The sequence below is a fragment of the Microbacterium sp. NPDC079176 genome (assembly GCF_040686675.1).
Classification (GTDB): Bacteria; Actinomycetota; Actinomycetes; order Actinomycetales; family Microbacteriaceae; genus Microbacterium.
On the sequence record NZ_JBFBLM010000002.1, the window covers coordinates 409120 to 430187 of the forward strand.

20 protein-coding genes and 1 other RNA gene are annotated in these 21068 nt (G+C 67.5%); 14 read left to right on the forward strand and 7 right to left on the reverse strand.

Annotated elements, in window-relative coordinates; translation table 11 throughout:
- Positions 1-44 precede the first annotated feature (44 nt).
- Entirely contained in the window at positions 45-884 is an 840-nt protein-coding gene (locus AB0P11_RS06090) for an aldo/keto reductase (RefSeq protein ID WP_072591328.1), read from the reverse strand.
- A 22-nt stretch (positions 885-906) separates the two neighbouring features.
- Here AB0P11_RS06090 and AB0P11_RS06095 point away from each other — a divergent pair, with 22 nt between their 5' ends.
- The 5 genes from AB0P11_RS06095 to AB0P11_RS06115 all read left to right on the forward strand — a co-directional run bounded on the left by AB0P11_RS06095 (position 907) and on the right by AB0P11_RS06115 (position 4791).
- Entirely contained in the window at positions 907-1329 is a 423-nt protein-coding gene (locus tag AB0P11_RS06095) for a YchJ family metal-binding protein (protein WP_053096300.1), read from the forward strand.
- Positions 1330-1363: 34 nt separating this feature from the next.
- Positions 1364-2095, forward strand: coding sequence for a C4-type zinc ribbon domain-containing protein (locus AB0P11_RS06100; protein WP_363520568.1), 732 nt, complete (start codon positions 1364-1366; stop codon positions 2093-2095).
- 25 nt (positions 2096-2120) lie between these two features.
- Entirely contained in the window at positions 2121-3818 is a 1698-nt protein-coding gene (locus tag AB0P11_RS06105; protein ID WP_363520571.1) for a bifunctional 3'-5' exonuclease/DNA polymerase, read from the forward strand.
- Between the two features lie 30 nt (positions 3819-3848).
- Positions 3849-4205, forward strand: an RNA gene (gene rnpB / locus AB0P11_RS06110) — RNase P RNA component class A.
- A 61-nt stretch (positions 4206-4266) separates the two neighbouring features.
- A complete protein-coding gene (locus AB0P11_RS06115) occupies positions 4267-4791 on the forward strand; it encodes a hypothetical protein (RefSeq protein WP_056278819.1) in 525 nt (174 codons plus the stop codon).
- Positions 4792-4988: 197 nt separating this feature from the next.
- Here AB0P11_RS06115 and AB0P11_RS06120 read toward each other — a convergent pair whose 3' ends face one another.
- Together AB0P11_RS06120 and ppgK are read right to left on the reverse strand one after the other, a co-directional pair.
- On the reverse strand, positions 4989-6476 hold the full coding sequence (locus tag AB0P11_RS06120) for an amino acid permease (RefSeq protein ID WP_285365435.1): 1488 nt from the start codon (positions 6474-6476) through the stop codon (positions 4989-4991).
- 178 nt (positions 6477-6654) lie between these two features.
- Positions 6655-7401: a polyphosphate--glucose phosphotransferase gene (ppgK, locus tag AB0P11_RS06125; RefSeq protein WP_053096292.1), complete on the reverse strand. Its 747-nt coding sequence runs from the start codon at positions 7399-7401 to the stop codon at positions 6655-6657.
- Positions 7402-7471: 70 nt separating this feature from the next.
- On the opposite strand from ppgK, the gene AB0P11_RS06130 reads away from it, so the two are divergent.
- Genes AB0P11_RS06130 through AB0P11_RS06145 form a run of 4 tightly spaced genes read left to right on the forward strand, consistent with a single transcriptional unit; the run spans position 7472 to position 12948 of the window.
- The gene (locus AB0P11_RS06130) at positions 7472-7684 is read left to right on the forward strand and encodes a hypothetical protein (RefSeq protein ID WP_053096290.1); all 213 of its coding nucleotides are present in this window, start codon (positions 7472-7474) and stop codon (positions 7682-7684) included.
- A 2-nt stretch (positions 7685-7686) separates the two neighbouring features.
- A complete protein-coding gene (gene glnA / locus AB0P11_RS06135) occupies positions 7687-9024 on the forward strand; it encodes a type I glutamate--ammonia ligase (RefSeq protein WP_042541155.1) in 1338 nt (445 codons plus the stop codon).
- Between the two features lie 9 nt (positions 9025-9033).
- The gene (locus AB0P11_RS06140; RefSeq protein ID WP_056278817.1) at positions 9034-12009 is read left to right on the forward strand and encodes a bifunctional [glutamine synthetase] adenylyltransferase/[glutamine synthetase]-adenylyl-L-tyrosine phosphorylase; all 2976 of its coding nucleotides are present in this window, start codon (positions 9034-9036) and stop codon (positions 12007-12009) included.
- A gap of 9 nt (positions 12010-12018) precedes the next feature.
- A complete protein-coding gene (locus AB0P11_RS06145; RefSeq protein ID WP_053096286.1) occupies positions 12019-12948 on the forward strand; it encodes a diacylglycerol kinase family protein in 930 nt (309 codons plus the stop codon).
- Here AB0P11_RS06145 and AB0P11_RS06150 read toward each other — a convergent pair.
- Positions 12935-14089 (reverse strand): AI-2E family transporter, encoded by a 1155-nt coding sequence (locus tag AB0P11_RS06150; protein ID WP_082586596.1) that lies wholly within the window; start codon positions 14087-14089, stop codon positions 12935-12937. The genes AB0P11_RS06145 and AB0P11_RS06150 overlap by 14 nt on opposite strands.
- A 141-nt stretch (positions 14090-14230) precedes the next feature.
- Between AB0P11_RS06150 and AB0P11_RS06155 the strand changes: the two genes are divergently transcribed.
- Entirely contained in the window at positions 14231-14419 is a 189-nt protein-coding gene (locus tag AB0P11_RS06155; protein ID WP_363520579.1) for a hypothetical protein, read from the forward strand.
- A 50-nt stretch (positions 14420-14469) separates the two neighbouring features.
- Complete coding sequence (locus AB0P11_RS06160; protein WP_053096281.1) at positions 14470-14709, forward strand: hypothetical protein; 240 nt, start codon at positions 14470-14472, stop codon at positions 14707-14709.
- A gap of 243 nt (positions 14710-14952) precedes the next feature.
- Here the strand turns inward: AB0P11_RS06160 and glnA (AB0P11_RS06165) are convergent, their stop codons facing one another.
- A complete protein-coding gene (gene glnA, locus AB0P11_RS06165; RefSeq protein WP_053096279.1) occupies positions 14953-16377 on the reverse strand; it encodes a type I glutamate--ammonia ligase in 1425 nt (474 codons plus the stop codon).
- Between the two features lie 160 nt (positions 16378-16537).
- Here glnA (AB0P11_RS06165) and AB0P11_RS06170 point away from each other — a divergent pair, with 160 nt between their 5' ends.
- A complete protein-coding gene (locus AB0P11_RS06170; protein ID WP_157557472.1) occupies positions 16538-16924 on the forward strand; it encodes an RDD family protein in 387 nt (128 codons plus the stop codon).
- Between the two features lie 6 nt (positions 16925-16930).
- On the opposite strand, the gene AB0P11_RS06175 is transcribed toward AB0P11_RS06170, so the two are convergent.
- On the reverse strand, positions 16931-17410 hold the full coding sequence (locus AB0P11_RS06175) for an ATP-dependent zinc protease (protein ID WP_053096276.1): 480 nt from the start codon (positions 17408-17410) through the stop codon (positions 16931-16933).
- Positions 17411-17436: 26 nt separating this feature from the next.
- Between AB0P11_RS06175 and AB0P11_RS06180 the strand changes: the two genes are divergently transcribed.
- Entirely contained in the window at positions 17437-18624 is a 1188-nt protein-coding gene (locus AB0P11_RS06180; RefSeq protein ID WP_053096274.1) for a RimK family alpha-L-glutamate ligase, read from the forward strand.
- Between the two features lie 64 nt (positions 18625-18688).
- On the opposite strand, the gene AB0P11_RS06185 is transcribed toward AB0P11_RS06180, so the two are convergent.
- Positions 18689-19399, reverse strand: a complete 711-nt coding sequence (locus AB0P11_RS06185; protein WP_053099128.1) for a DUF4191 family protein — start codon at positions 19397-19399, stop codon at positions 18689-18691.
- Positions 19400-19560: 161 nt separating this feature from the next.
- Between AB0P11_RS06185 and AB0P11_RS06190 the strand changes: the two genes are divergently transcribed.
- On the forward strand, positions 19561-21063 hold the full coding sequence (locus tag AB0P11_RS06190; protein ID WP_363520584.1) for a hypothetical protein: 1503 nt from the start codon (positions 19561-19563) through the stop codon (positions 21061-21063).
- Positions 21064-21068: the final 5 nt, after the last annotated feature.

A 21068-nucleotide genomic window follows, 5' to 3' on the forward strand; every position in this document is an offset into this window, starting at 1 on the left:
GCGCCGTCGTCCGAGGCTCTACGACCGAGACGCCTCAGGACGCCTCAGGACTCCTCGTGCGATGCGGGATCCGCGTCGAACAGTCGCCCATCGGGGCGTCCGAGCGCCGTGATCGCCTCGACCTCCGCATCCGACAGCACGATCGCTCCGGCCGCGAGGTTCGACACCTGATGCTCGAGCGACGACGCCTTCGGGATCGCCACGGTCTCGCGTGCCACATGCCAGGCGAGCACGGTCTGCGCGGGGGAGATCCCATGGGCGGCAGCCACCTCGCCGATCACCCTCTCCTCGATGAGTTGCTTCGCCCGACCGAGAGGACTCCATGCTTCGGTGAGGATGCCGTGCTCCCGGTGGTAGGCGAGCTGATCGGTCTGCGGGAAGTACGGGTGCACCTCGATCTGGTTCACGACGGGCCTGACCCCGGTCTCCCGCTCGATGCGCTCGAGGTGCTCCGGCAGGAAGTTCGAGACGCCGATCTGCCTCACGACGCCGCGCCGCTGAGCGTCGACCAGCGCCTCCCAGGCCTGCACGTACTCGTCCTGCTGCGGGTTCGGCCAGTGGATCAGATGCAGATCGATCGCGTCGACCCCGAGCCGCGACCGGCTCTCCTCGATGCTCGTCCGCGCCTTCGCGCGCGGGTGATGGCGTCCGGGCAGCTTGGTCGTGACGATGAGCTCTGCGGCGTCCACGTCGGATGCGCGCACGCCGCGACCGACTGACCCCTCGTTCTCGTAGTTGAAGGCCGAGTCGATCAGGCGGTATCCGGCCCCGATCGCCGTGGTGACCGCATCCGCACCCGCGTCGCCGTCGAGCGCGTATGTTCCGAGTCCGAGAGCCGGAAGAGCGAAGCCGTTGTGTGCCGTGAAGTGAGGAAGAGCCGTCATGGCGCCAGCGTACGCTGGAGCGATGAGCGTGGTGCAGAGGATGGCGTCGGATGACGGTGTCCCCGATAATGCCGAGCGGTGTCCCTGTGGCTCCGGAGATCTCTTCGGCGGATGCTGCGGCCCGCTGCTCGGCGGCGCCGCTGCGCCGACGGCCGAACGCCTGATGCGCTCCCGGTTCACGGCGTTCGCGATCGGGGATGCCGCGTACCTCCTGGCGTCCTGGCATCCCTCGACCCGTCCGACCGACCTCGACCTCGACCTCGACGTGGTGTGGCGGCGGCTCGTGATCATCGATCGGGTCGACGGCGGACCCTTCGACCGAGAGGGCGTGGTCGAGTTCGAGGCGTTCTGGCGGCAGGATGCCGAGCGCGGTTCGCTGCGTGAACGGAGCCGCTTCGTGCGGGAGGAGCGCAGTTGGCTGTACCTCGACGGTCAGGTCGGGTGATGGACGGGGCTGGGCAGCGACTAGATTTGAGAGCGTGAACGCCAGCCCAGAACACCAGCGCATCCTGCTCGACGTCGCCGACCTGGACCGGCGCATCGCGCAGGCTGAGCGCGCGCGCACCAAGCCGCCGCAGGCCGCTCGCATCGCCGAGCTCGTCGCCATCCGTCAGGAGCAGCTCCGAGAGCTGACGACTCTGACGGGTGTGCGCGATGACGTTCGCACCGAGCTCACGCGTCTCGAAGCCGATGTGAAGCTCGTCGAACAGCGTCGCGCCCGTGACGCCGATCGACTGGCCACGGCGACGAACTCGAAGGAGGCGCAGGCTCTCGAGCACGAGATCGCCAGTCTCACCAAGCGCCAGAGCGATCTCGAGGATATCGAGCTCGACGTCATGGGGCGCGTGGAGGACGCAGACGCGGCGGTCGCCGCACAGCAGGCACTGCTCGGGACGACCACCGCGGAGGGCACCGCGCTCACCGCTCAGGCCAAGGCCGACGTCGCCACTGCGACCGATCTGATCGCGCAGTTGACTCGCGACCGTGAGGCGGTCACGGCGACCCTTCCGGCGCCGCTCCTCGCCGAGTACACGCGTCGCGCTGCGAACAGTGCCGGTGCGGCGCTGCTCACCCGCGGAACGTGCGAGGGATGTCGGATCCTGCTCCCCGGCACCGACCTGAACGACATCCGCAATGCGGCAGACGACCTCGTGGTGTCCTGCCCCGAGTGCGGGTGCATCCTGGTGCGCACCGAGGAATCCGGGCTGTGATCCGCGCGCCGCGAGCGCGACGGCGGTGAGCTCGCGGCTCCAGACCGAACGTCGGATCGCCCTGGTCAAGGGCGCGACCGGTGCATACATCGCCGTGGAGCTCGACTCGGACGATGTCGAGGTCGCGCGCACCGAGTTCTCTCCGACCGAGATGCCGGTGTGGGTGGCCGAGCAGGAACGCGTCGATCCGCCCCGGTGGGTGATCCGCAGCGCCCGGGAGATCTACCCCGTGCTGCTCGCCTCGGGTGTTCTTCTCGGCCGATCGCACGATCTGGTGCTCTGCCACGCGATCCTCCGCGACACCGACACCGTCGCTCGTCCGCTCGCACCGTCCGCATCGTGGGTGCGACGCGAACCAGTCGACGACGCACCGGCATTGTTCGAGGTCGCCGAGCACAGCGATTCGCACGACCCCGTGGCGGATGCGCTCGATCAGTACCGCGAGCAGCGCCGAGTCCTGCGCGACAGCAAGGACGGGCGGCTGACCCTGCTCACGTCGGCCGAGTCGGCGGGTGGCCTCATCGCCGAGGAGATGCGCGCTGCCGGCCTGCCGTGGAACGAGTCCGTGCACGACGGCATCCTCACCGAGATCCTGGGCACTCGACCGATCGCGGGCGGCCTTCCCAGCCGCATGGTGGTTCAAGGAGAGAGGGTGCGCTCGATCCTCAGCGACCCCACGCTCAACCTCGAGAGCCAGCCGAAGCTGCTGCGCGCTCTGCACCGCGTCGGCGTGCAGGTCGAGTCGACGAGCCGGTGGGAACTCGCCCAGCACAGCCACGCCGTGGTCGAACCGCTCCTGGCCTACAAGAAGCTGTCTCGGCTGCTGAGCGCCAACGGGTGGGCCTGGCTCGCCGAGTGGGTGCACGACGGCCGGTTCCGACCGATCTACATCACGGGCGGCGTCGTGACGGGACGATGGGCATCGGCGGGTGGCGGCGCCCTCCAGCTGCCGCGCAATCTGCGCGCCGCCGTGCGCGCTGACGACGGATGGACGCTCGTCGTCGCGGATGTCGCCCAGCTCGAGCCGCGGATGCTGGCCGGCATGGCCGGTGACCGCGCGATGGCCCGGGCGGCCCAGGGCAAGGACCTCTATGAGGGAGTCGTCGAGTCCGGCGCGGTCGCCACGCGAGAGGAGGCCAAGTACGCCGTCCTCGGGGCGATGTACGGCGCGACCACCGGTGACAGCGGCAGGTTGGTCCCTCGACTGCGCAAGGTGTATCCGCGCGCGATGGCCCTCGTCGACCGCGCCGCGCGCTTCGGAGAGGACGGGGGAGTCGTCTCGACGTGGTTGGGACGATCGTCTCCTCGCCCGTCGACGGAGTGGGAGGCGATGCAGGCTGCGGCTACCGGCGCGGATGCCGACCCTGCGGAGGTCGCCCTCGCCCGGCGTCGGGCCCGGGACTGGGGCCGCTTCACCCGCAACTTCGTGGTGCAGGGGACCGCGGCCGAGTGGTCGTTGATCTGGCTGGCGGAGATCAGGCATCGCCTGCAACTGCTGCCCGTCGCGGAGCGCGAAGCTCCGGCATCCGGGATCTTCGGCTCCCGCGCGCACCTGGCCTTCTTCCTGCACGACGAGGTGATCCTGCATGTCCCGCAGGAGCAGGCGGATGCTGCGGCCGACGCGGTGCGCGAGGCCGCGGCTGTGGCCACCCGCCGCCTCTTCGGCAACTTCCCGATCGACGTGCCGCTCGATCTCCGCATCGCGGAGTCGGCGGAGAAGTAGCGCAGCCTGGTCGTAGACTGGAGCTGTGAATGGGTCGACTGGACGGCCGCGTGGCGGGCAACCGCACCGAGGAACGTCCGGGCTCCTCAGGGCAGGACGGTGGGTAACGCCCACCCGGAGCAATCCGCGAGAAAGTGCCACAGAGAGCAGACCGCCCCGCAAGGGGTAAGGGTGAAAGGGTGGTGTAAGAGACCACCGGGGGCCATGGTGACATGGCCCGCCAGGTAAACCTCGTCCGGAGCAAGGTCAGACAGAGGATGTTGACGCGGCTCGCCGAGTCCTCGGGTAGACCGCTAGAGTGCCACGGCAACGTGTCGCCGAGAGAGATGGCCGTCGAAGGGGCGAAGAACCCCGGAACAGAACCCGGCGTACAGGTCGGCCCATTCGCACCCACCTCCTGAGCAGGGCCGCGCTGGCTTCCTGGCCGGATGCTCGATAGCGTTCGGGCATGTCGAACCGTTCTGCCGCCACGACGCTCCTCGCGGCTCTGTCACTCGCAGCGCTCAGCGGGTGCACCGCCACGATGCCTGAGGTCGCAGCGACCACGGCAGCCGTTCAGCCCGCGGCTGTGCCGACGCCGAGCGACACGCCCGCGCCGACACCGACCCCACCCGCAGAGGCGAGTCGCTGCACGGTGCTGTCGATGATCTCGATCCCGGGATACAGCGAGGGAGACGAGGAACCCACCTTCTACGCGACATGGAACGGTGTCGCACCGGTGGACAACGGCGAGACCGACTTCGCTCGCGGCACGGTCACGCATACGGCAGACGGGCTCATCTCGACTTACACGGTCGCGGCGGGGGATGCGCCATCCGCCGTGAGGGAGCGGCTGTGCACGGACGTCTATGCGGCGATGACCTACAGCCGTCTGGGTTCGATGCTGTACCCCGGTGATGTGCTCACGCTGGGACCGGGAGCCATGGAGCCGCTCGTGACGGAGCCGTTCGTGAGGGAGCCGCAGCGTCAGTGAGAGCGGGGGAGCGTGGCGATCGCAGTTGCATTGCCGAGCAAGTCTTTTGCTTAGCTAGTTATCTTGATATGTTGTGCGCGTGACCGCGACTTCTGGGTCACCTGCCAGCAGGTCCCCAGCATGCTGGCGAGCGCCCCGCGAATTCCCCAGGTTCCCCGGGGCGCTCTTTTCTCTCGCTCACGGCATCGGCGTGGTCGTCACGCCAGACGGTCCTGCCCCGGCTGATCCTTTCGTGGCATGGAATCTTCGAGCTTCCTGCGCGCGAGGTTACGTCGCACCAGCGGCCAGAACAGCACGAGCGCGCCGGTGGCGACGAGGCTCGTCCAGACCTGGGTGCGACCCCCTTCGCTGAACATCATCACGACGATCACCGCGGCGATGCACGCGATCAGGAGCACGTTCAGCCAGGGGTGCAGCCACATCTTGAGTTTCAGGTTCGCCACCTCTTCCGGCGTCATCTTCTGGCGGAGTCGCCACTGTGTGACGGCGATGAAGACGTACACGAACAGTGCGACCAGGCCCGCGGAGTTCATGATGAAGTCGAAGATGCCCGATCCCGGGGTGAAGAAGTTCACGAGCGTTGCGATCAGGCCGCCGCTGGTCGAGGCGAGCAGCGCCATCACCGGGACGCCGCTCTTCGACCGCTTCGCCACGATCTTCGGCGCGAAGCCCTGCTCGGCGAGGGCCGCGAACATGCGCGACGCCGAGTACAGGCCCGAGTTGAGCACCGAGATCACCGCCGTGAAGATCACGAGCTGCATGATGATGCTCGCGCCCGGGATGCCGAACTGCTCGAGGGCGTAGGTGAAGGGCGCGTTGGCGACGTCGGTCGGCACAGGCAGTTCGTTCCAGGGCACCACGGTGACGATGATGAGCACCGAGCCGACGAAGAACAGCAGGATGCGCCAGATGATCGTGCTCGTCGCCTGACGGATGCCCTTGGCGGGATCCTCCGATTCGGCGGAGGCCATGACGGCGATCTCGGTGCCGAAGTACGAGAAGATCACCAGGGCCACACCCGTGAACGCGACTCCGAAGCCGTTCGGGGCGAATCCGCCGTGTTCCCAGAGGTTGGAGATCGACACCTCCGAGTTCGGCCACAGGCCGAAGGCGAACAGCAGACCCGCGCCGAGGAAGACGACGATCGCGAGCACCTTGACGCTGGCGAGCCAGAACTCCACCTCGCCGAACGCGCGCACCGAGATGATGTTCGTGCCGACGAAGATGCCGATGAGGATCAGCGACCAGGCCCATGACGGCACGGCGGGGAACCAGCTCGCCATCGTCTCGCCGCCCAGCACCGCCTCATACGCGAGGACTCCGACCCAGAAGTACCAGTACAGCCATCCCACGAGGTAGGCGGCCCAGTTGCCGAGGCCCACTCGCGCATATTCCATGAACGAGCCGATCGCCGGGCGCGACGCCGCCATCTCGCCCAGCATGCGCATGGCGAGGAAGACGAGCAGGCCGCCGATGAGGTACGACAGCACGGCGGCCGGACCCACGGCGCGGATGACATTCCCGGATCCGACGAACAGGCTCGCGCCGATGATGCCGCCGAGGGTGATCATGGTGACGTGACGCGACCGCAGCTTCTTCGCCTGTGGTCTGTCGACGGGCACCATCCCGGCTGTCGTCTCCGGCGATACCGGCCGGTCCCATGATGATTCGGATGGTTCGTTCATCTCGACGCTGCCTTTCGTTGCCGTCCGGTCTCACCGTCGAGGCGCAGACGGGCGGGGTGCCATAGTGTCACGTCGCCGGGCCGCCGCGCGGGTGATCCGGTGAGACGCGCCGCAATCCCGGACGCGACGAAGGCCCCGCCGGATCGGCGGGGCCTTCGTCGTCTCTGTGGTCGGGGAATCAGTCGCCGGCGAGCGAAGCCGCGCCGATGATGCCGGAGTTGTTGCGGTGGATCGCCGGGACGATCGGTGTCTTGAGGTCGAGAAGCGGGAGGAAGTCACCGGCGTTCTTCGACACTCCGCCGCCGACCACGAACAGGTCGGGGCTGAAGAGGAACTCGATGTGCGAGTAGAACTTCTGCAGACGTTCCGCCCACTCCGCCCAGCTGAGTCCCTCGCGCTCGCGCGCCGAGGTGGCTGCATACGTCTCGACCGACTCGTACTCGCCGAAGTTCAGGTGGCCGAGCTCGGTGTTCGGCAGCAGGACTCCGTCGTACAGGAATGCCGAGCCGATGCCCGTGCCGAGGGTCGTGAGCAGCGTGAAGCCGCGCACATCCCGCGCCGCGCCGTGGCGGGCCTCCGCGACGCCGGCGGCATCCGCATCGTTGACGAAGACGATGTTGCGCCCGAGCCCGTCGCGGAAGAACCGCTCGGCGTCGAAGTCGATCCATTCCTTCGAGACGTTGGCGGCCGAGAGCGTCTTGCCGCGCTTGACGATCGCCGGGAACGCCACGCCGAGGGGAAGAGTCGTGTCCTTGACGTCGAGCGTCTTCAGAACCGTCTGCACGGCCTGCAGGACGTCCTGCGGTGATGCGCCCTCAGGAGTGGGTACGCGTACCCTGTCCGAGGCCATGGTGCCGTGCTCGAGGTCGACCAGACCTGCCTTGATACCCGTGCCGCCGATGTCGACGCCGATCGCTTTTGCCATGCTGGTTAGCTTAGCGACCACGCTCAGCGCCAGTAGGATCGATGACACCACGTGAAGAAGGGGATCGGCCATGTCGAACGGCGATGAGAAGTACTGGTACAACCTGGAGACCGGCCAGGTGGAATTCGGCATGATCTCCGCATCGGCCGACCGCGTCGGCCCCTTCGACACCGAGGCTGAGGCGTCTCGGGCTCCGGAGAAGCTCAAGGAGCGTTCGCGCGCCTGGGCTGAGGAGGAAGCAGCCGAGAGCGGCTGGGACGCCGGTATCGGCAAGGCCGAGTGACCGTGGACAAGCAGAGGGATTTCGTCCTCCGGACGATCGAAGAGCGCGGCGTCAAGTTCGTCCGCCTGTGGTTCACCGATGTCATCGGCACGCTCAAGTCCGTCGCCATCGCGCCGGCCGAGGTTGAGGGCGCATTCGCCGAGGGCATCGGATTCGACGGCTCGGCCATCGAGGGCCTGACCCGCAGCTACGAGTCTGACCTGCTCGCCCAGCCCGACCCCACCACCTTCCAGACCCTGCCGTGGCGCGGCGAGATCGACCCGACCGCGCGCATGTTCTGCGACATCACGACGCCGGACGGCCGTCCTGCCGTCTCCGACCCCCGCCATGTGCTCAAGCGCACGCTCGCCAAGGCGGCGGATGCCGGATTCACGTTCTACACGCACCCCGAGATCGAGTTCTACCTCCTCAAGTCGTCGTCGTTCGGCCCTGAGGGTCCGGTTCCGGTCGACTCCGCCGGCTACTTCGACAACGTTCCCGGCGGCACGGCGCACGACTTCCGCCGCCGTTCCGTGCGGATGCTCGAGGATCTCGGCATCTCCGTCGAGTTCAGCCACCACGAGGGCGGCCCGGGTCAGAACGAGATCGACCTGCGCTACGCGGACGCGCTGACGATGGCCGACAACGTCATGACCTTCCGCACCGTCATCAAAGAGGTCGCGATCGAGCAGGGCGTCTACGCCACCTTCATGCCGAAGCCGCTGAGCGGTCACCCCGGAAGCGGCATGCACACGCACATGTCGCTCTTCGAGGGCGAGCGCAACGCGTTCTATGAAGAGGGCGCCAAGTACCAGCTCTCCAAGACCGGACGACACTTCATCGCCGGCCTGCTGCGACACGCCAACGAGATGGCGGCGGTGACCAACCAGTTCGTGAACTCCTACAAGCGGCTCTGGGGCGGCGACGAGGCTCCGAGCTTCGTCACCTGGGGCCACAACAACCGCTCCGCTCTGGTGCGCGTGCCGATGTACAAGCCCAACAAGGGCGGTTCGTCGCGTGTCGAGTACCGCGCGCTCGACTCGGCAGCCAACCCGTATCTCGCGTACGCCCTCATGCTCGCGGCCGGCCTCAAGGGCATCGAGGAGGAGTACGAGCTGCCTCCCGAGGCCGAGGACAACGTGTGGTCGCTCAGCGACGCAGAGCGCCGCGCGCTCGGCTATTCTGCGCTTCCGGCGAGCCTCGACCACGCGCTCGAGTACATGGAGAGCTCCGAGCTCGTCGCCGAGACCCTCGGCGAATCGGTCTTCAACTACGTGCTGCTCAACAAGCGCAAGGAGTGGGAGGCCTACCGCGGCCAGGTCACTCCGCTGGAGCTGAAGAACAACCTCGAGCTGCTCTGAGCGTCGCCGATGGCCCGTTCGGACGACTCCGTCTCTCTCTCCGCGCTGGCCAGGCTGGGGTTCGCTGAGCTCAGTGAGGCGGCGGCGAATCTCACCGAGCTCGCGACCCTGATCGGAGTCGAGCGCTCACTTCTGCTCAGCGAGGCGGACGCGGCCGACCCCGATGCGGCGGTCGAGGGGATGCTGCGCGTGGCACGGCGCGATGCGGCACCCATCGCCGCCCTGTTCACCGACCAGCGGGCGCGCCGACGTGCGTGGCGGGTGTTCGGGGCGTCGCAGGGCTTCGCCGACTTCTTCCTGCGGCATCCGACCGAGATCTCGGTGCTCGGCGACACGTCCACCGAACTGCCCTCTGCGCACGAGCTGCGCGATCGGATGCTCGAGGCCGTCGGAGCGCGCGACGGATTCGCCGAGTCGGGCGATGACAGCGCGGTGGTCACGCTGCGTGTGGCGTATCGCCGCAACCTCGCTCTGATCGCCGCGATCGACCTGACGGCGCACAACCCTGTGCGCATCGTCGCGGATGTCGCCGCCGCGCTGGCCGATATCGCGGGCGCGGCGCTGGAGGCGTCTCTGGCGATCGCGCGTCGGCGGCTGGTCGACACGATGAGTCGCGAGCAGGTCGCGGCCACGCAGCTGGCGATCATCGGCATGGGCAAGGCGGGTGCACGCGAGCTGAACTACGTCAGCGATGTCGATGTGATCTTCGTCGGCGGAACCGCAGACGAGGACGCCGTCCCGGAGTCGCGCGCGATCGACATCGCGACCCGTCTCGCGAGGGAGACGATGCGAGGACTGAGCGGCATCGAGGTCGAGCCCCCGCTGTGGGAGGTCGACGCCGCGCTCCGTCCCGAAGGCAAGCAGGGCGCGCTCGTCCGGTCGCTCGGCTCGCACCTGGCCTACTACGACCGCTGGGCGAAGAGCTGGGAGTTCCAGGCGCTACTGAAGGCGCGACCCCTCGCGGGCGATGCGGAGCTCGGCGCCGAGTACATCGCCGCCGTGCAGCCGAAGGTCTTCTCCAGTGCCGCGCGTGAGAACTTCGTCGACAGCGTGCAGCGCATGCGCGAGCGGGTCATGGAGCACATCGACCCCGAGGATGCCCCGTACCAGCTCAAACTCGGCTCGGGCGGCCTGCGGGACATCGAGTTCACCGTGCAGCTGCTGCAGCTCGTGCACGGCCTCACAGACCCCCGTCTGCGCACGCGGGGCACACTCGAGAGCCTCGACGCCCTGGTGGAGGGCGGCTACATCGGCCGGGCCGAGGCTGCGTCTTTCGCCGATGACTACTGCGTGCTGCGGTTGATGGAGCACAGGTTGCAGCTCCGCGAGCTCAGCCGCACCCACCTGATGCCCCGCACACCGGCGGGCCTCCGGGTGCTCGCGCGCAGCACCGGCCTGGGCGAGTCCGGTGAAGCGATCTGGGCGCGCTGGGAGAGCGTGCGGCGGGAGGTGCGCGACATCCACACCCGCCTGTTCTACCGGCCTCTCCTGAGCGCTGTGGCGGCGCTGCCGGAAGAGGAGCGCACGCTGTCCACGGCACAGGCGCACGACCGGCTCATGGCGATCGGCTTCCGGGATCCGGCCGGCGCCCTGCGCCACATCGGTGCGCTCACCACCGGATTGAGCCGCAAGGCGACCATCCAGCGGCACCTCATGCCCGTGATGGTGCGCTGGTTCGCCGACGGCAGCGACCCCGACTATGCGTTGATCGCGTTCCGTCGCATCAGCGAACGCCTCGGCGACACTCCCTGGTTCCTCAGGATGCTGCGTGATTCCTCGGGCGCTGCCGAGAGCCTGACGCGCCTCCTCTCGTCGTCGCGCTACGTCGGCGAGCTCATGGAGTGGATACCCGAGTCCGTCGCCTGGCTCGACAGCAGCGAGCTGCTGCGGCCCCGCAGCGGGGCCGCTCTCGACGAGGAGGCCAGGGCCATCCAGACGCGGCACAGGAACGTCGGCGACGCGCTGCAGGCGGTGCGAGCGCTGCGGCGGCGCGAGCTGCTGCGAACGGCGATGGGCGGCGTCCTCGACGTGCTCTCGATCGAGCAGATCGCGACGTCCCTGACCGAGATCACCGACGCGACGATCCAGGCGGCGCTGCGCGCGGTCCGCCGCGAGATCGTCCCGCTCGACGATGAGGCGCTCGACTTTGCGGTGATCGGCATGGGGCGGTTCGGGGGAGCGGAGCTGGGCTTCGGCTCCGATGCCGACATCCTCTACGTGTACGACGCGAACGGCGTCGATCCGCAACGCGCGCAGACGCTCGCCACGCGCATCGTCGCCGGCCTCCGAGAGCACCTCACCGACCACCGTGTGCCGTTGGACCTCGATGCCGATCTCCGTCCGGAGGGACGCAACGGACCCGTCGTCCGATCGATCGACGCGTATGCGGAGTACTACCGGCGCTGGTCGCTCTCCTGGGAGGCTCAGGCACTCCTGCGGGCGAGAGGCGTGGCGGGCAGCGCGACTCTCATCGAGAAGTTCACCGCCCTCGCCGACAGCATCCGCTACCCCGCCGAGATCGACCTGCAGGGAACCCGCGAGATCAAGCGCATCAAGGCGCGAGTCGAGGGAGAGCGGCTGCCTCAGGGAGTCGATCCTCGTCGACACCTGAAGCTCGGTCCGGGCACGCTGAGCGACGTCGAGTGGCTGGTGCAGCTGCTCCAGCTGCAGCACGCCCATGACGCACCGGCCCTGCGCACCACGTCGACGCTCACGGCGCTCCAGGCGGCCGTCGACGCAGGCTACGTTCCCGCCGAATCCGCCGATCTCCTCCGGGCCGCGTGGCTGCTGTCGAGCCGTCTGCGATCTGCGATCACCCTCTACACGGGCAAGACGAGCGACGTGCTCCCGACGGATCCGCGCGACCTCGACGCCATCGGTCGGCTGCTCGGGTACCCCGACCGTTCGGCGAGCATTCTCGACGACGACTACCTCGGCGTGACCCGGCGTGCGCGCCGGGCATTCGAGCAGCTCTTCTACGGCTAGCCTGGCTCCATGACGATCTCGAAGCTCGGTGTGATCTGGAACCCCTCGAAGGTCGATGGGGACTCGCTGCGCGCAGCCGTCGCCGAGACCTTCGTCTCCGACGGTGTCGGCACTCCTGTCGAGTGGTGGGAGACCAGCATCGAGGACCCGGGGCGGGGAATGGCCGCCGAAGCTGTGGCCGCAGGCTGCGACGTGGTGATCGCCGTCGGCGGCGACGGCACCGTCCGGGCGGTCGCTGAATCGTTGGCGGGCACGGACGCCGCGCTGGGCATCGTGCCGCAGGGCACGGGCAACCTGCTCGCGCGGAACCTCGAGATCCCCCTGAACGACATCCCCGCCGCGTTGGTTCGGGTGCGCGACGGCGAGCCGCAGCGGATCGACATGGGCTGGGTCGACCACGACGGCACCGAGCACGCGTTCGTGGTGATGGTCGGTTTCGGCATCGACGCGCAGATGCTGGTCGAGACCGACGAGGACCTGAAGAACCGAGCCGGATGGATCGCCTACGTCGAGGCGATGGGACGTGCTCTCGCCGGCACCGAGATGACCGACATCACCCTGACGCTCGACGATCAGGAGCCGCAGGGGCTTCGCGGTCACACCATGCTGATCGGCAACTGCGGCATGCTGCAGGGCGGCATCCGTCTCCTGCCGGATGCAGTGCTCGACGACGGGTTGCTCGACATGCTGCTCGTGAGCGCCGAAGGGCCCCTCCAGTGGCTCGACACCGTCCGTGCCTTCGTGTGGGAGAACGGCATCCGTCGCATGATGGGCAATGTCGACACCGCTGTGAGCACCGACTCGACGACGCACATCTCCGCGGAGCGGGTGCGCGTGCAGCTCGCGTCACCGCAGATGTTCGAGATCGATGGCGAAGAGGTCGGACACATCTCCGACTTCACCGTGCGGGTCCAGCCCGCCGCCCTCACCGTTCGCTGAGGGTTCCCGGTGGGACGACCTTGCTGTCCTGCGTCGGGAAGACGACCTTCTGCACGATGATGATGATGCTCGCGGCGACGGGGATGGCGACGAGTGCGCCGAGGATCCCGCCGAGTGCGCCACCGGCGACGGCCGCGATCACCACGAGTGCTCCGGGAACGGCGACCGCCTTGTTCATGATTCGCGGGGACAGGACGTATGCCTCGATCTGCATGTAGACGAGGTAATAGCCGAACGCGATGAGAGCGGTCACCGGGCTCACGATGAGGCAGATGAGCGCATTGATGATCGAGGCGCTCAACGTTCCGACGAGCGGGATCATCGAGCCGATGAAGGCGATCAGCGCGAGAAGCGCCGGCACGGGGGCTCCGATGATGCTCAGCACGATCAGGCTCAGGATGCCGTTGATGAGCGCCAGGCTGGCCTGCCCCATCACGTAACGCCCGACGGCGCCGGAGACGTCTTCGAGGAGCCCTCCGAAGGTGTCGCGCTGGTAGGACGGGACGAAGCGCACCGCGACGCGCTTCATGCTTCGAAGCGAGGCCATGAAGTACAGGGTCAGGATGAGCACGATGGTGACGCCGGTGAAGCCGCCGGCGATGCCGGCGCCGACCGCGAAGACTCCGCCGCTGATGTTGAGGATGTTGCCCGGATCCTGGACGAAGCTCAGCACGCCCTGCGCCGCGTCGTCGAAGGTGGAGCCGAACTGCTCGCTCACGTCCTTGAACCAGGCGCTGGCCATGAAGTCCTCGACCATCTTCGGGCCGTCCTGGATCAGGTTGGTCACCTGCTCGATGAGAAGAGGCACGATGGCCAGGATGATGCCGGCGAAGACCAGGATCACGACGGACACGACGATGGCGACGGCGGCCGGGCGAGGGAGCTTGCGTTCGATGAACGAGACGATCGGGTCGAGCCCGAGTGCGAGGAAGATCGCCACCCCGATGTAGACCAGCACCGTGGCGAGCTGGTTGACGATTCCGCCGAGCATCAGCGCGACGAGCACACCCAGAGCACCGAGGAGGCCGAACATGAACGGGTTGATCCGGGCGATCGCCGCGGCCGCTGTCTTCGGCTGCGCGGGAGGAGTCTCGGTGGTGTGGACCCTCTTCGGCTGCAGCCTGTCGTACTTGCGGCGCATGATGGCCCCCCACTTGTGTTCATTCGGACCCCTCAGTTGACCAGTAGGGGCGGGTGAAAGCAAGCGCGACACGGTCGTGCGGGTGCCGGATCCCCCATGCGGGGGATGCGGTGACCGCGAGGCGTTCGTACGGTGGATGACATGACGGATGCAGAGAAGGATTCGCAGAAGAAGCCGCAGAACGGTCATGCAGTCGGCCTCGGCCTGGGCATCGCCGTCGGGGCGGGGCTCGGACTCACCGTGTTCGACAACCTCGCACTCGGAATGGGCCTGGGCCTCTCGATCGGCGTCGCGATCGGCGTCGCTGTGGATTCGCGCGCCGGCGAGTGAGAACTTCCGCGACCGGGGGGATGCCGCGGGCTCGCGTAGTCTTTCAGAACATGGCGAAGCGGGGTGGACGGGGTGCACGGTGGCGGTACCGCCGCGAGTGGCTGCTGACTGCGGTGTCGGCGCTGCTCTTCGCCTACATGGTCGGGCTCGTGCTGGTCACGCTGACCTGGAGCGTCGCCTATTCCCTCCCGCAGTGGATCCTCATCGGAGTCATGGTGACCGGGTCGGCCGTGCTGCTCGCATGGCAGGTGCGCAAGGTCCGCGGGCTTCGACGCAGCCGCGACCGGTGAGCTCGGCGCCGCCGTCCGTCGCCCAGGGCTACACCGTAGCGGGCGCGTAGGCCCATCCCGGCCCGGCTCGAACGGGCAGCCTCCCTCTCCGAAAAACTGGACGCGGAGCCGGGGTGAGCTCACGCGCCTAGGGCGGGACCGAGAAAGACTCTACGCGAGACGCACAGAGAGCCCGCCAGGCATGGCCTGACGGGCTCTCTGTGCGATTCGGCGGACCTACCCCCGAAATCCCGCGGGATCTGGTTACACCCCGAAGTACAGCTCGTACTCGAACGGGTGCGGGCGCTGAGCCATCGGCAGGATCTCGTTCTCGTACTTGTACGAGATCCAGGTCTCGATGAGCTCCTCGGTGAAGACGCCACCCTCGAGGAGGAACTGGTGGTCCTCCTTCAGTGCGTCGAGCGAGTCGAGCAGCGAGTTCGGGACCTGCGGGATGTTCTTCGCCTCCTCGGGGGGAAGCTCGTAGAGGTCCTTGTCGACGGGCTCGTGCGGCTCGATGCGGTTCTTGATGCCGTCGAGGCCGGCCATGAGCTGCGCGGCGAAGGCGAGGTACGGGTTGCCCGATGCGTCAGGCGCGCGGAACTCGATGCGCTTGGCCTTCGGGTTGGAGCCCGTGATCGGGATGCGGATGGCAGCCGAGCGGTTTCCGGCCGAGTAGACCAGGTTGACCGGAGCCTCGAAGCCCTTGACCAGACGGTGGTAGCTGTTCAGGGTCGGGTTCGTGAAGGCGAGCAGCGCCGGAGCGTGCGCCAGGATGCCGCCGATGTACCAGCGAGCGATGTCGCTGAGCTGACCGTAGCCGGCCTCGTCGTAGAAGAGCGGCTTGCCGTCGTTCCACAGCGACTGGTGCGTGTGCATTCCCGATCCGTTGTCGCCGTACAGCGGCTTCGGCATGAAGGTGGCGACCTTGCCCCACTCTTCGGCGGTGTTCTTGACGATGTACTTGAACTTCAGGATGTCGTCCGCCGAGTGCACCATGGTGTCGAAGCGGTAGTTGATCTCCTGCTGGCCGGCGGTGCCGACCTCGTGGTGCGAGCGCTCGAGGATGAACCCGGCGTCGATCAGCTTCAGGGTGATGTCGTCGCGCAGGTCAGCGGTCTTGTCGACCGGGCTGACGGGGAAGTAGCCACCCTTGTACGGGGTCTTGTTGGCGAGGTTTCCGCCCTCTTCCTCACGACCGGTGTTCCACGCGGCCTCTTCGGAATCGACCTTGTAGAAGCTCTCGCCGGCGGTGACCGAGTAGCGCACGTCGTCGAAGATGTAGAACTCGGCCTCGGGGGCGAAGAACGCCGTGTCGGCGATGCCGGTGGAGGCGAGGTACTTCTCGGCCTTCTTCGCGACCTGGCGCGGGTCCTTCGAGTAGATCTCTCCCGTGCGCGGGTTGTAGATGTCGAAGATCATCACGAGGGTGCTCGCCTCGCGGAACGGGTCCATGTATGCCGTCGTGACGTCAGGGATGAGCTGCATGTCGGACTCGTGGATGCTGGCGAAGCCACGGATCGAAGAGCCGTCGAACAGCTGTCCGTCCACGAAGAAGTCCTCGTCGACAGTGGCCGCAGGGATGTTGAAGTGCTGCTGAACACCAGGGAGATCAGTGAATCGGATGTCAAGGAACTTGACGTCGTTCTCCTTGATGTAGGTCAGCACCTCGGACGAATCTTTGAACATGTACGACTCCTGGATTGCGGATCGATGGCTTCACGGCCATTGTGCACAGTACGTGCGGGGCGTTACCCCACGGTATCCGCTTTGTTTCGAGCATGTTACGCGCCGGTAGGCTGGATACGTGACGGACGCTGTGAACACGTACCCCGGAGAACGACTCGGAATGCCGCAGACGGGGACGGGCAGCATCGCCCGCCCTGGACGGCGAATCGGGGCCCTTCTCATCGACTATGTGGCTGCGACGATCATCGCCACCGGGTTCCTCGGCTACGACCAGTTCGCACTGCCCGCCGAGGCCGGCCTCACCATGTTCGCGCCGATGGCGGTCTTCGCCCTGCTGCAGATCCTCTTCATCCCGACGGCCGGCGGAAGCCCCGGGCACCGTATCCTCGGCATGCGCGTGGTACGTCTGGGCGGCGGCTGGGTGGGGATCTGGCGTCCGATCGTCCGCACCCTGCTGATCATCGTCGTGATCCCGGCGGTCATCTGGGACGCCGATCAGCGAGGAATCCACGACAAGGTGACGGGACTCGTGCTCATCCGCGCCTGATCGGGCTCACTCCTTGCCGCGATTGCGGCGTCTGGCCTCGCGCGGAGCGCGACCGCCGAGGAACGAACGGGCAGGGTCGACGATATAACCCTGTCGCAGCGCTTCGCGACCGATGAGCATGCGGAAACCCATCTCGTCCCGGTTGCTCAGCGTGACCTCCGCGAGCACCTCCCGGTCATGCAGACGGATCAGCATCTCGACGACGAGTCGCTCCTGGGCATGGCCCGATGAGCTGCGCACGGCGCGGCGATCATGCACAGGGGACTCGACGATGACGGCATCCTCCTGGCTGTCCTGCCAGGGCTTCACACGGAACCGAACCCACGACACGCCGTCGCGCTCGAACTCCTGGATCTGGAATGCGTGCAGCGAAGAGGTGCGCGCGCCCGTGTCGATCTTGGCTTTGAGCCAGTCGACTCCGAGATCAGGCAGGCTCACCCATTCTCGCCACCCGATAAGGGTGTTTGAATGGGATGACTTACTCACCCGACCATCCTGGCAGGAAATCCCCCGTGAAGATCGCAGTGCTCTCCCGCGCGCCGCAGGCGTACTCCACCCAAAGGCTGCGCGCCGCTGCGCTCCAGCGCGGTCACAACGTCAAGGTGCTCAACACGCTGCGATTCGCGATCGACCTCACCGCAGACGAGCCGGACCTGCACTACCGGGGCCGTCAGCTCAGCGACTACGACGCGATCCTGCCTCGCATCGGCAACTCGATCACCTACTTCGGCACCGCCGTCGTGCGCCAGTTCGAGCAGATGGACGTCTACACGCCGAACACGGCGAACGGGATCTCGAGCGCGCGGGACAAGCTCCGCGCGAATCAGATCCTCTCGCGCCACAACATCGCGATGCCTCCCACGGCCTTCGTCCGCAACCGTGCGGACGTCCGTCCGGCGATCGAACGCGTCGGGGGTGCTCCTGTCGTCATCAAGCTCCTCGAGGGCACGCAGGGGATCGGTGTGATCCTCGCGCCGCAGGTGAAGGTGGCCGAGGCCATCATCGAGACGCTGCACTCGACCAAGCAGAACGTGCTGATCCAGAAGTTCATCTCCGAGAGCCGCGGGCGCGACATCCGCGCTCTCGTCGTGGGCGACCGCGTGGTCGCCGCGATGCGGCGATCGGCGGCGGGTGACGAGTTCCGCTCGAACGTCCACCGTGGAGGCTCGGTGGAAGCCGTCGAGCTCGATCCGATCTACGAGCGCGCAGCCGTGCGCTCAGCCCAGATCATGGGGCTCCGCGTCGCCGGAGTCGACATGCTCGAAGGCGACGACGGCCCGCTCGTCATGGAGGTCAACTCGTCGCCTGGCCTGCAGGGCATCGAGACGGCCACGAAGCTCGACGTCGCAGGCGCCATCATCGACTACATCGCCGGCCAGGTCGCATTCCCCGAGATCGATGTGCGTCAGCGCCTGACCGTCTCCACGGGATACGGGGTCGCCGAGCTGATGGTGCACGGAGCTGTCGACCTCGTCGGCAAGACACTCGGCGAAGCCGGACTGTGGGAGCGCGACATCACCGTGCTCACGCTGCACCGCGGCGTCTCCGTCATCCCGAACCCGCGCAAGCACGTCGTCCTCGAGGCCGAGGATCGGCTCTTCTGCTTCGGCAAGCTCGACGAGATGCGGTCGATGGTTCCGGAACGTCGCCGTCGCCGCGCGAAGGTCCGTCGCCTTCCGCGTCAGCCGCTGTCGGAGTGAACGACGAAGCGCGGCCGCCCTCGCGATGAGGTGCGGCCGCGCTTCTGCGTGTGCGGGGGTCAGCTCAACGCGGACGCTGCGCCCTGACCTTGGTGGGGTCGATGCCCTTCGGGATAGGGAGCGACGAGATCGACTGCGACACGGACTCGATGCGTCGGATGACGGCACCCATGGTGGCCTTGTCGATGACCTTCGGAAGCTTCTTGATGGTCTTTGCGAGGTCGGCGATCGCGACGTCGTCGTCGCCGTGGCCGACGTAGAGCACCGTGACCGGCACGCCGTGGGCCACACGGGCGGCCTTGCTGCGCTCATCGTTGACCAGTCGGGTCAGACGGCCGCGGGAGCCCTCTCCGACGACCACGACCCCGCCGCGACCCACGGTGCGGTAGACGGCATCCTGCGTCTTCGGGTTGATGCCGACCGGCGTCTCGGATCCCTGCCAGTTGCGGCCGAGGCTCGTGCTCAGTACGTGGCCCGTGGCGCCGGGCATGCCGTCGATCTTCTGGTACATCGCAGAAGTCGACAGGCGCGTCATCAGGAACATCGCGCCGAGCAGGCCGAGCATCAGACCGGAGATGCCCCAGAGGATGAGAGTCCACACCTGGAACGGCGGGATCAGGTAGCCGACGATGAGGCCGATGAGGACACCGATGACCAGCAGCGCGATCTGGGCCCAGGGCAGCCAGGGGTAGATCTCCCTCGTGAACTTGAAGAGGGACTTGATCTGGGAGAAGAATCCCGGACGCTTCTCGGGCGCGGACGTGCGGTTTGCCATGTGCATAAGAATACCGACTCCGGGGTGCGCTGATGGCGTCGTTCGCGTCGGGCGGATTCGGGCGCCTCGTCTTCTCCTGCACACGCGGCCGATTCGTGCGCATGCGTACACATCATGCGATGTCTGCGTGGGAGCGCCGTGCGATGCGATGACATGGGGGAATGGCGGAGACGGAAACGAAGGCGAGCGGTGCGGCACTGGTGCCTGGTGCGCATCGGACGATCAGGAGGATCGACGCGGACGAGGGGCCGTACGCGGGAACGCTGGTCACCCGAGGCGCGGCGATGGCCGTTCTGGTGGACTCCGCCTCGATCAGCGGGTGGGCTGGGTGGGACCACGCCGGTGACGACCACGTCGCGGGGCCGCTCGACATCGTGCGGCGCGCCGACGGGCACGACGCGCTGCTCCCATGGTGCACCGAGAGGGTCGCGACGTTCGTCGGTCGTCGCGCGGCAGCCGGCGTCGCGCTCGGCTCCGGGGAGATGACGACCCTGGTCGCCAGCATCCTGCGAGGTCTCGGTGAGCTCGGACGGACCGACGAGCACGAACACACGGGTGGCTGGTGGCTCACGGATGACGGGCGACCGACTTTCGTGATCGGCGCAGGCGAGACGGCACGGACGGCAGCGGCGGGTCTCGTCGCGCGGATTCGCGAGGACTGCGTCGACCGCGCACTCGGTCGCCTGCTCGTCACGATCGAGGAAGGGCTGAGCGCTGCCACAGGACGGCCGGGGATGCCGATGCGACAGCTCGAGGGGTGGGAGGCAGAGCTCTTCGATACCGCGGCGCCGAAGCCGCTGAGACGCGATGTGCATGCGCCTGAGCTGGCGAGAAGTGCGGACGCAGCGATCCGCGCAGCGGTCGTGCGACCCGACGAGCGAAGTCGGATGAGAACCCGTGCCACTCGACCTATGGCGGATAGCCGCGTGCGCGCTGTGACGTCTCGCGTCGTCGCGCCCTTGCTGCGTCGCCTCGACCTCTGGCGGGGTGCGATGCTCCTCGTGGTCGCGCGCCGGCATCGGAGAGACGCGGATCGAGCACGCGCCGCTCGCGTCGACAGGAGGATGGAGGCCCCCACAGGGGGCGTCCGAACCCCCGTGCGACGTGGGCGGAGGGCGATCGTCGCTGCGGCTGCGGCCGTAGCGGTGCTCGCCGGCGGACTTCTCTGGCCTGGGGGAGCGACAGGGGAACCGGGCGACGGGGGTACCACGGCGGTGCCGACGAGCGGTCGGGACGCGGAGCAGATCGACTCTGCGTCTGCCGATCCGTCACCGGCGGCGACGCCGACGGCACCCGAACCGAAGCCGGACGAGTCCCCGAAGGGATCACCGCCCGAGCGAGCCGATCCGGAGGATCCGGTCGAGGCGGCGCACCACCTCATCGACGCGATCAGGACCTGTGCGGCGAACGACGACGCGGTCTGTGCCGAAGCGGTCGCTCAGGGGTCCATCGGGGTCGCGGACGCATTGGCGGAAGGTGAGGAAGCATTACAGCTCGAACCCGTGGACGAGTACGGGGATGTCGCCGTGATCCGAGCTTCTGCGTCGGGAGGGGAAGAGGACGGGGCGGAGTCCGCCGCTGGGGAGCGGATGGTCGTACTCGTCCGGGTGGCAGAGAAATGGCTGGTCCGCGACGTGTACGACGTCGCGGACCAGCCAGGATGATGCGG